This window comes from Treponema sp. R6D11 (genome assembly GCF_054786075.1).
This window is the reverse complement of the sequence record NZ_BDHD01000064.1, coordinates 1-10,272: the sequence shown is the minus strand read 5'-3', so window position 1 is coordinate 10,272 and position 10,272 is coordinate 1. Positions and strand designations below refer to the sequence as shown.

The window sequence follows — 10,272 nt, the reverse complement described above, 5'->3', positions numbered from 1 at the left end:
ACAGCCTTCCTTTTTACCGGTTGTGTGAATCCGCTTAAAGTTGAAGAAGACACGGAAACGTATGAAGAATATCCGCTTGACAAGGGCTACAACGCGTGGGCTGGACAGGTTTATCAGAAAGGCTGGGCGACCGGCGGGATAAAGTTCCAAGGAAAGGGCGATGCGATAGTGGTCGCCAAAGACTTGGGCTATGACATTGAAATGTTCCAGAAGGCTACGAAGCTTAAGATAGAAATGCCCGACGCGTCATATCCGAGAAGCGGCGTTGACATCATCTGGGGCGGTGAGGACGAGACCGGCGATTCGACAAAGGGCGGCGGAATGTGGAACCAACAGCCGATAGCTGGCGGTTCCGGAGACATCGACACAACCTTTGCGAAGAAGGACGGCAACGTATTAATAATCGATCTTACCAAGGCGCTAAAGAATTATTCGGCGTACACGAAGGCGGCTAAGTTAAAGATAGTCATGCAGGTAAACGCTCCTTCCTACGGCGACGTGGAAGGGCTTGTGCAGAAGGCGTTCTTGATGATTCCGAATACTCCGCCGCCGTTTGTGGGGGTTGGCGATGCGGCAATACCTTCCGCGTATAGAACTATGTACTGGACTACAACGGGCTTTCCGTTAGAAGCGCAAGTTCTTCCCAAAAATGCAACTAACAATACGGTTATTTGGGCATTAACCAAATGGGAGAAAGGCACCGGTAATACCGATGACGCTGCCCCTGCAAAAATAGACTTAGGCGCTCTTGGCGATGATACTTTTGCAGAAGTAAAGGCAGCTCTTCTTGAAAGAGTAAACTGGTTGCAAGAGGAATATGTTATAGATGACAGCGTATATCCAGCTCAAAAATCTTTAAGAAACGTGCTTGGTACATTAACCGCTCCGTCAAAAGCAGGCTCAATTGGAAAAGTTACACTTAGGGGGGTTATTAAAGACGGATTACAAGAGGGTAAAGATTATACCTTTTCACAGGTAATTAATATTCTGGACCCGCCTTTCTTTACGTTAAAAGTGAGCGGCGTAGATCAGTCTACAAAGCAATATGGCGCTGTAGACAACAAGGGTATCGCCAACGGTGGCAAGATGGAAGTCATTGAGACGCCGGTACAGGGTGAGACAGTTTTTAGAAGCTTTAAAGGTACATTCGGTCCGGGCGGAAGTTACGGCAATGCGATTCATTATTTCGAAGTTGATTTAGGCGCAAAAAAATTAAGTGATTTTACAGGAATAACCTGTCACTACAAGGGAGTGTCTGGTGACACCAATCTTGTCGGTAAAAGTGTTCGTGTAAAGGCAATGGCGGAAATACCGCCCAGTAAAGGTTATAATCCCGGTCCTTTTATAGCGACAATTTCATTTCCTAGCGGCGCAGATGCAACAGAAACAGATCTAACATTCGAAATGTTTAAAGATAATTCTACTGCTGATGATAAACAAGGAATTTACAACAAAGGAAAGGGAAAAGATTTACGCCTGACAGCTACAGATTCGGAAAACAGCGCAAGGTACGATCTCGTAAAAGACGCACATAAAGTTTACGTCTGGTTCTTACCTTGGTGCTCTGATAATACGTCGTTCATTATTTCCGACATCAGGTTTACTCCGTGAGTTACTTAATGGATTTAAAGGGAGTGAAAGCCCCCTGTTAAATAACACGGCTGTTCGGAGGGAGACCAAACAGCCGCGGCAAAGAAAAGCAACCGTAGGTTGCGGACTACCGTATGGCAGTCAAAAAAGAATTAAGGAGAGAAAGATGAAAAAGTTTTCATGGATTTTTGCGCTGATTCTGGCGCTCTCAATTGGTTTTATCGGCTGCCCTGCGGCTGACGATGACGATGGTGGTGGCGGCGGCGGCGGCGGCGGCTACACTGGACCCACAAAAGTCATTACATTTGGAACAGGGGACGGTCAGGTAGCAGTTCTAAAAGATGGACAAAATGACAGTGGTCCTTATGATCCTGGAACATTAACGTATTTAGCTGACAATACCGGTTTTAAGTATACTTATGGAGCCGGTGGTAATTACGGAAATTCAATTCTCAGGTTCAAAGTTGATTTGGGCGGAGATGTCGCGTTAGGCGCTTATAAGGCTGTTCAATTTGACTGGCAGGCGGAAGGATTTAAAGATGATAATGATCCGGCAGTAAGTAATAAAAAATTATTTTTATTGGCTACAAAAACTGAAGATGAACTTAAACCGTATAAAAGTGACGCTGTACCCGGCGTGGCTGGCGCTAGTTTAGTACCTCTTATTATTTCTACGGATTATTTTGATAATTCTCCTCATCCGGCATGGGCAGAAGGTGATCCTGTAATAGGTAAAGACCCGGATAAGCTTTATGCTAATGCGTTACAACCTACTGTGAACGGTACTAATAAAGTAACAGTAACATTGCCTATTGTTAAAAGTACTTCTTTCTTGGGAGAAGTATGGTTTGCTATCTATGTGCATGCGAGCTCAGGCTCATATACAATAAGTAATTTCAGATTTGGCGCAGACCCCTCTACCGGTACTGACTATGGTACTGATGCTCCCAATAAACCTGTTGTTGCCGGAGATCCCAATGCATGGTTCTATTTGGATCTTAGCAAGATTACTACAGTTGGAACCACCGGTGTATCTGGCGGTACTGTAGCAAACACTGACAAAAGTTATACTGCTGGAGTTCTGACCGCTACGTTTGGTAATAATCCCAACGGCAAGGGAGAGAGGCTAGTTATTGATTTGACTGATGATCAATTAACCGCATTAAAAGCCAGAACAGGTAATCACCTTAATATATATATTAAAGGTAGGCTTGTTTCAACCGATGGTACTGATGGTGTTAGTGGTGATTTCCGTTATAGTATAGCTGATGCAACTGCCGGAAGCGATTGGGCTGTGTGGCATCCGGTAGGACCAGGTAAATTTGAAGCGATACTTAGTGCAACTAATGTGGCCTACGCCAATCAAGGCGCAGAACCGAAACATTTTATACTTCAGCATCAAGACACTACTCATGACGTAATAGAGATCACTTCAATCAGGATTGAGTTTGAAAACAGTGTAGCAGGAGAAATTACAGCCTCCTCCGCCGATAAAGGCTACTATCAAGTAGCTTTTGCTGACGGTGATGTAAAAGGACGGGCTGGCACTGTTGTAGTTGATGCCGATGGAACCAATTTTACATACACAAGTACTACAGATAGTTATGAAAGAGCGTGGGCATACTTCCCAGTTACACTCCCCACAGGTTACAAGCTATCTAACTATAAATATATTACTTACAAAATCAAAGGTGCTGCCGGTGCAACTGACGAGGGGGGGTATAAAGGTTTCATTATTAACGCTTATCCAACGGAAGATGCTATTGATGCTATAACTTCTGGTTCTCAATTACCTACAGAAGATCAAATTGCTGGCGGCGGTTGGCAAGCTACTGGAATTGAAAATCTAGGTACAGAATATACTCGTACAGTAAATGTAGGCACACTTCCAGATGGAACTGACCTTAATTCAGTGTGGATTGCAGTTCGCGTTGGTGCGAAACAAGGCTTTATATTTACACTCAAGGATCTTAAGTTCTATTAAGATGTAGCGAATCACTTAATTTAAAGTGATTAAAAAGCGGGAGCGCGAGCTCCCGCTTTTTTTGTGCCACCAACAGCGAAGAAAGTAACCACGAGCTAGTGTGAACTTTTTGTAAATATCTTGTAGTTGTTCGCGATGGTTCGTGGTAAAAATTCATAAAAAAATTAAACTTTTTTCCCAAAACAGTCAAGCGCCACGCATCTGCGAACCCATATAGGGTATGTAGTTTTTTAGCCATTTTTAATGGCAACCATCTTGTGATGGTCAACTACAAATCCTATTTTTGGAGGTTGCTATGAAAACAAGCTATCAAAAACCCGCTCAAAATGAGTGGGGACCATTCCAACTCAGGGACGGAATTAGCGTTCTGGACATACGCTACGATGAGGTGTTTAAAGCCGTATTTACCAAAGACACCGCTAACTCGAAAGGTGCGCTATCAGCCCTGATTTCCGCGCTTATCGGGCGTACTGTCAAGGTGGATACTATTATCGCCAACGAGCCGCCTGTTGACTATCTGCAGCAAAGGTATCTGCGATTCGATGTCGCTTGCAGAACGGAAGAAGGAGAACTCGTCAATGTTGAAATGTCGTTTAATCCTAACGCGAGCGAACAGGTACGGCTCGAATACCATGCGGCAAGGTTATTTGTTGGACAGGACATTCACGGGAACGGTAAAACTTATTATGATTTAAAGGAGACGTATCAAATTGCTATTCTGGCAAAGTATCAGTTTTTCCCTGACGAAGAACTAATACACAATTTTATTTACTATGATCCTAAAACCTGCGTCCCGCTTGGCGGAAAAACCAAAATAATCACTGTTGAACTTGTAAAGACAAAACCCATAGTAGACAAACCTATTGAGGATATGACAACTGCGGAACTGTGGGCGGTGTATTTTCAATATTTGACAGATGAGGAGAAAAGGGATAAAATTGTTGATATAATTAATCGAGAGGAAGGTATAGCGATGGCGACGGAAACTTTGTCAAATATAACGCAAGATGAGGTGGAATACGCTCGTATGACTACGCTAATAAAAAGTGAACTAGACTATAGAACTGGAATGTTTGAAGCCAGGCAAAGCGGGATCAAGGAAGGCATGGAAATAGGTGAAGGAAAAGGTATGGAAAAAGAAAAGTTAATAATCGCGAAAAATTTACTCTCAAAGAGCTCAACCCCTGATTTTGTGCGTGAAATTACCGGGCTCTCCCTAGAAGAAATCAGCGAGTTGTAAAATCTCTCTGCTGTTGGTGGCACACAAAGAAAGCGGGGGGTACGTCCTCGCTTTCTTCCCTCTTAGTTCGCTTCTCGTTCGTGAGGTTCGTGGTAAATTTCTTATCTCTCTTAGTTCGCTCTCCATTCGCGCAGGTTCGTTGTAAAAATTCCTTAAAAATTTTCAATTTTTTTCAAATTTTGTCAAGCAACACGCATCTGCGAACCCATATAGGGTATGTAGTTTTTAAAAATCGTCTTTGGGCGGGGAACTACAAATCTTATTTTGGAGGTCAGTATGAAAAATGTGAACCGAAACCACAAGAACAGCGTGTTTTCTTCGCTGTTCAGTAATCCAGACGTTCTGCGAGAACTCTACTCGGCTATCGAGGGAATCCCTATTCCGCCGGATATACCCATAGATATTAATACCCTGACGGACATTCTTTACAAGTGGCAGATTAACGACGTGTCTTTTTTAATCGACAACCGCCTTGTCGTGTTGATTGAACACCAATCTACAATTAACGAAAATATCCCTCTGCGTCTGCTGATGTACATCGCCCGCATATACGAGAAAATAGTTGAAAAAAGAAAAAGGTATCAGGCTAAACTGGAAAAGCTCCCAAGAGGTTTACAACATAAACCACGGGCATAATTCGGAAATACTTAAAAAAAGCGAGACATTGGGCGGGTATAGTCTTTTTATAGACAAGATAAGGGAGTACCAGAAAGAAGAAGAATCGCTTGAAAAAGCGGCTAGAAATGCGATACACTATTGTATAAAGAACAATATTTTGAAGGAGTATTTGGAAGCTCACGCTTCGGAGGTGTTAAATATTATGTTGGAAGATTTGACTAAAGAAGAATATTTAGAAATGCGCCGCGAAGAATTACGGGAAGAAGGGATAAAGGAAGGCGAGGAAATAGGTCAAGAAAAAAGCCGTCAGTATTTTCTTGAGTTGCTAGATCAAGATTTGACAAAAGATGAAATAAAAGCGCGTCTTCAACAAGAAGCAAATTAATCCCCTCACAACCAATACCACAAAAAAAGCTGGAGCTTGCGTTCCCTCTTTCTCCGCTCTTAGCGACAAAAAAATCTACCACGAGTTCGCAGCGCGGAACGGCGAGCGAAAGCTCACATAAAGATATTTATCTTGTTTGTTTTATCCAGAGCGCCGGGGCTTGTAGATTTATTCATAGACACCCTGCGGGTGCACTTATCGCCTATACGCGAACCAAGATGGCTTAGTGGTTGATCGCAGGGAGTGCTTTTTTCGCTCTCTCTTACGCTAATCCATGTTGTTTACTCTAATCCCTCTTAGTTCGCTCCTTGTACGTGTGGTTCGTGGTAGATCTCTTCCCTCCTCAAAACAAAAAAAGCGGGAGCTTGCGCTCCCGCTTTTAACTCACTTTAAACCAAGCGATTATTCAACAACACCAGCAACGAGTTTAAGATTCGTAATTTCGTAAGTATAACCAGCTGATCCGCCGACTTGATACGCAATCCAGAAGTCATTGTCGTCATTTATATCTGTTGGATCCGGAAGGGCAATAGGCGCCGCTCTATCATATGCGGTATCCATATCTACAATTCCTGCCTCAGTTGAACCTGAACCACCGCCAATTTTGTATGTAGGAAGATTTTTCAGTTGTCCCCAATCAGCAGGATCTGGATCTTCTGAATTTGGTTTCTGTATAAGTTTAATATTATCGTAAGTAGGTTCGACATCAAATGCATATATAGAAGCTGTTTTATAACCGCCACCATCACTAAGACCTGTAACTGAAATACCTTTGATTGTAAAACTAAGAGTTCCGCTGTCGGACAGCTTTTTGCCTGCAGGTAATTGAACCCTGAAATATATCCACGCGGATTGATATCCGTATGTCGTCACTACTCTAAAGCCGTTAGTTATAGCCGTAACAGTCGCGCCATTATTTTTTATGTCGGTTGTGGCAATACTAACGGTAGGAAATTTCGGCATAGGAGGAACCCAAATTTTGATTGAATTGATCTTTACCGTAACGGCAGTAGCGCTCCTTTGCTGGAATACGAAATAATCAGCTCTAGCTTTAGTGTTATCATTTTTGCCTGAGTCGGTTACTTTTATTCCTTGACCATCCGCAGAAACGGCTATGCCGCCCGGGTCGCCTTTCCAGCTTAACAACGGGAAATCGCCTGGACTGCCGGTCGCATTCCAATTGTTTCCTGTGTTTACAACGCCTAACATATAACGGAAATTATTTTCGTTGTCATCGCCTACAATTTCACAGTCAATTTGCACATAAGCGTCTTTAGAGTCGAGGTTTTTGTAGTATAAGGTTTTTTGCTCGGTGGTCAATGGGATGTTTATTTTCTGGTTTTGTAGTGTGAACGCGACAGTTATCGTGTTAGCTTCTTTTGTAACGGTTGGAACAGCAACGTCGTTAATCTGGTCAACTGTTGTCATATAGCTGCCAAGGTCTAAAGTTATCGCTACGAAACCATCCGGTATATCAGCAGGCACAGGAGGAGGCGCTACAGGAGGAGGAGGAGGATCTTTCTGTACAAAGTCTTTGAAGGGTACAAGTTTGAAATTACTTATTTTATATGAGCCACTGTCATTTGCCGCATGGAAATAGAAAGCCAGCCATACTTCTCCGGTTAATTCTTTGTTTAATTTAATCGGAGTCGCTATCGGATACGGCTCGGTAACCCCATCCGGCTTCTGATTATCGGGATAACCTGCTAATCCTCTTACCTTGGGTACGTCAATGGCACCGTCATATAAATCTTTTCCGGCATTGCCGGTTTTGGAATAAAAGTCGGTATTAACTACAAGGGTTTTAATATTAGCATCAGATACATAAGGTATTAAAGCATCCTCATCATCTGTCGCCAGTATAAAAAGATTTTTGGTGTATGTTATAGTAGTAGTAGGACCGCCGCTCAATCCAACGTCTCCGCTGATTCCCGTCCATCCGAATGAAAAGCCGCCGTAGTCGCCTAAGCGGAAATCGCCTAAATCAACCTTGAACCTGCCGATCGCGTTTCCATAATTGGCATTCTCTGTGTCTTTATTAGCATAAGTATACGTATAAGCACCGTTGTCATAAGTAACGGATCCGGCTACGCTATGGTCAGCTTTTTCAAACGATACTGGGTTAGAGGCGCTGAATGAGACTGCAATCTCGGTTGCGTCCGGATTCGGTACAAATGCCGATGGTCCTGATGGACCGCCGCCGCCGCCACCACCGCCACCACCATCGTCATCATCAGCCGCTGGGCAGCCGATGAAACCAATTGAGAGCGCCAGAATCAGCGCAAAAATCCATGAAAACTTTTTCATCTTTCTCTCCTTAATTCTTTTTTTGACTGCCATACGGTAGTCCGCAATCTACGATTGCTTTTTGCCGCGGCTATTTGGTCTCCCTCCGAACAGCCGTGTTATTTAACAGGGGGCTTTCACCCCCTTTAAAACCATAATTACGGAACGAAGTTCATGTTAGAAATCGTGAACTTAGTGCCAACTCCTCCCCACGGCAACAACCAGATGTAAATCTTTTGCGCGTCTTTTACGTTGACGCCGTCATCATCAATGTATCTGCCTGCGTTTGCCGCATCTGTTCCTGCGGCGGATAAATCAGCGCCCACTCCTTTGTTGTAAATTCCCGCGTTAGTTAATCCGTCAGCCTGGTCGGAGTTATCTAAAAAGAAGTCGAATGTAATATCCGTGTCTTTTCCGTTAGAGCTAGAGCCAGATGGAAACGAGTCGGAACTAAATGAAGTAGTCGCAATATAAGGACCGGGGTTATAAGTTCTTCCCGGTTTTTTCGTCATTGCTTTCATGCGGACGCTCTTGCCGACAAGATCGCAGTTGTCTGACGTATAGTGGCATGTAAATTGCCTATAATTCTTTAATGATTTTCCTTCGGGGAAAGTAATTTCGACATAGTGCGCCGAGTTGCCGTACTGTCCGCCTGTGGGCGAATATAGGATTTCATACTTTGTATAAGCGTCTACACCACCGATAGTCAGGTCGGGAGTCTCTCCTTTGACGATAGTCATTGTACCGCCGTTTACTCCGCCGTTATCAACCGCGCCGTACCGAACGGTGCCATACGGTGTCCCGCCGATTTTATACGAGAACAGCAATGGGTCTTTTACGATTATGTCAAATTTCGTAACTTTTGCCGTATTCTGCGGGAAATTAACGAGTTTCCCGTCCGCGTCCTGCATCCCGTTTTTAATAAACGCCACGATTTTAACTGTTCCGGATTTTTCTGCAGGAATACTTAAAGTACCGTAAACATCCTTTAAACCCTTTTCATTGGGCCATACGGTGTCATCTATGATATATTCTTCCTGCGCCCACCATGCGCTTTCAATTAGTTTCTTTTTTGCATCTTTGTAAGCATCAACAGAGGCTTGCTTAGTAGGATCAAGATCAGGCAACCAAATCGCATCGCCGACAGTTGGCACCCAACCGGTTATCGCCCAGACGACTTTTTGTTCAGTCGCGTTGCTGGGGGTAATTTTCCCTACCAGTTCCATATCGTTTGTCCAGAGCATACTCTTAGAAGTGTCAGCGAGCTCCAGTTTTGTAATTGGCACAAACGGCGGCGGAGTATTCGGAATCATCAGGAACGCTTTCTGTACAAGCCCTTCTACGTCTCCGTAGGAAGGAGCGTTAACCTGCATGACGATTTTTAACTTAGCCGCTTTCGTGTAAGAAGAATAATTCTTCAATGCTTTGGTAAGATCGATTATTAATACGTTGCCGTCCTTCTTCGCAAAGGTTGTGTCGATGTCTCCGGAACCGCCAGCTATCGGCTGTTGGTTCCACATTCCGCCGCCCTTTGTCGAATCGCCGGTCTCGTCCTCACCGCCCCAGATGATGTCAACGCCGCTTCTCGGATATGACGCGTCGGGCATTTCTATCTTAAGCTTCGTAGCCTTCTGGAACATTTCAATGTCATAGCCCAAGTCTTTGGCGACCACTATCGCATCGCCCTTTCCTTGGAACTTTATCCCGCCGGTCGCCCAGCCTTTCTGATAAACCTGTCCAGCCCACGCGTTGTAGCCCTTGTCAAGCGGATATTCTTCATACGTTTCCGTGTCTTCTTCAACTTTAAGCGGATTCACACAACCGGTAAAAAGGAAGGCTGTTAATGAAAGCGCTAACAAAAGCGCTACAATCCACGAATTCTTTTTCAACATAATTCTTTTCTCCTCTCTTAAATATTTTTTTCTCTCATACGAGAGTTCCTGTTTTTCCCGTTACCTTCTTAGAAGTAGAAGTTAAATCCGAACGGAATCTTCCAGCCAAACTGACCGGCCTGTTTCGTGTGCTGATCCAATATCTGCACGCCTATCCACATCCTCATGCCGCCCATCGGCATCCAGACGTACGGGTTTACGAACCAGTCGTATACCGCGTCCTTCTTGCTGTCCTCTTTCTCGTAGCCGAAGCCCGCGTGCAGGAACACCCACAGCT

Annotated in this window: 8 protein-coding genes; 5 read left to right on the top strand and 3 right to left on the bottom strand. The window is 44.1% G+C overall.

Annotation, left to right across the window (positions count from 1 at the left end; all coding sequences use genetic code 11):
- The 5 genes from ACYVTD_RS07255 to ACYVTD_RS07235 all read left to right on the top strand — a co-directional run.
- A partial coding sequence (locus ACYVTD_RS07255; RefSeq protein WP_461247107.1) for a hypothetical protein occupies window positions 1-1,611 on the top strand: 1,611 nt, incomplete at its 5' end.
- A gap of 145 nt (window positions 1,612-1,756) precedes the next feature.
- Window positions 1,757-3,574 carry a hypothetical protein gene (locus tag ACYVTD_RS07250; protein ID WP_461247106.1) on the top strand — a complete coding sequence of 606 codons (1,818 nt, stop codon included), beginning with the start codon at window positions 1,757-1,759 and terminating at the stop codon, window positions 3,572-3,574.
- A gap of 295 nt (window positions 3,575-3,869) precedes the next feature.
- The gene (locus ACYVTD_RS07245; RefSeq protein WP_461247105.1) at window positions 3,870-4,814 is read left to right on the top strand and encodes an Rpn family recombination-promoting nuclease/putative transposase; all 945 of its coding nucleotides are present in this window, start codon (window positions 3,870-3,872) and stop codon (window positions 4,812-4,814) included.
- 276 nt (window positions 4,815-5,090) lie between these two features.
- Window positions 5,091-5,450: an Rpn family recombination-promoting nuclease/putative transposase gene (locus ACYVTD_RS07240; protein ID WP_461247104.1), complete on the top strand. Its 360-nt coding sequence runs from the start codon at window positions 5,091-5,093 to the stop codon at window positions 5,448-5,450.
- Entirely contained in the window at window positions 5,377-5,817 is a 441-nt protein-coding gene (locus tag ACYVTD_RS07235) for a hypothetical protein (protein ID WP_461247103.1), read from the top strand. The genes ACYVTD_RS07240 and ACYVTD_RS07235 overlap by 74 nt, the downstream gene beginning before the upstream one ends.
- A 402-nt stretch (window positions 5,818-6,219) precedes the next feature.
- Here the strand turns inward: ACYVTD_RS07235 and ACYVTD_RS07230 are convergent, their stop codons facing one another.
- The 3 genes from ACYVTD_RS07230 to ACYVTD_RS07220 all read right to left on the bottom strand — a co-directional run.
- Window positions 6,220-8,124: a hypothetical protein gene (locus tag ACYVTD_RS07230; protein WP_461247102.1), complete on the bottom strand. Its 1,905-nt coding sequence runs from the start codon at window positions 8,122-8,124 to the stop codon at window positions 6,220-6,222.
- A gap of 137 nt (window positions 8,125-8,261) precedes the next feature.
- Window positions 8,262-9,995 carry a hypothetical protein gene (locus ACYVTD_RS07225; RefSeq protein ID WP_461247101.1) on the bottom strand — a complete coding sequence of 578 codons (1,734 nt, stop codon included), beginning with the start codon at window positions 9,993-9,995 and terminating at the stop codon, window positions 8,262-8,264.
- Window positions 9,996-10,063: 68 nt separating this feature from the next.
- Window positions 10,064-10,272 (bottom strand): hypothetical protein (locus ACYVTD_RS07220; RefSeq protein ID WP_461247100.1); only part of this gene is annotated, 209 nt, incomplete at its 5' end.

Bases quoted from the DNA above. Each gene is read 5' to 3' on its own strand.
- ACYVTD_RS07250 (WP_461247106.1), top strand. From the start codon at position 1,757: ATGAAAAAGTTTTCATGGATTTTTGCGCTGATTCTGGCGCTCTCAATT.
- ACYVTD_RS07245 (WP_461247105.1), top strand. From the start codon at position 3,870: ATGAAAACAAGCTATCAAAAACCCGCTCAAAATGAGTGGGGACCATTC.
- ACYVTD_RS07230 (WP_461247102.1), bottom strand. From the start codon at position 8,124: ATGAAAAAGTTTTCATGGATTTTTGCGCTGATTCTGGCGCTCTCAATT.
- ACYVTD_RS07225 (WP_461247101.1), bottom strand. From the start codon at position 9,995: ATGTTGAAAAAGAATTCGTGGATTGTAGCGCTTTTGTTAGCGCTTTCA.
- ACYVTD_RS07240 (WP_461247104.1), top strand. From the start codon at position 5,091: ATGAAAAATGTGAACCGAAACCACAAGAACAGCGTGTTTTCTTCGCTG.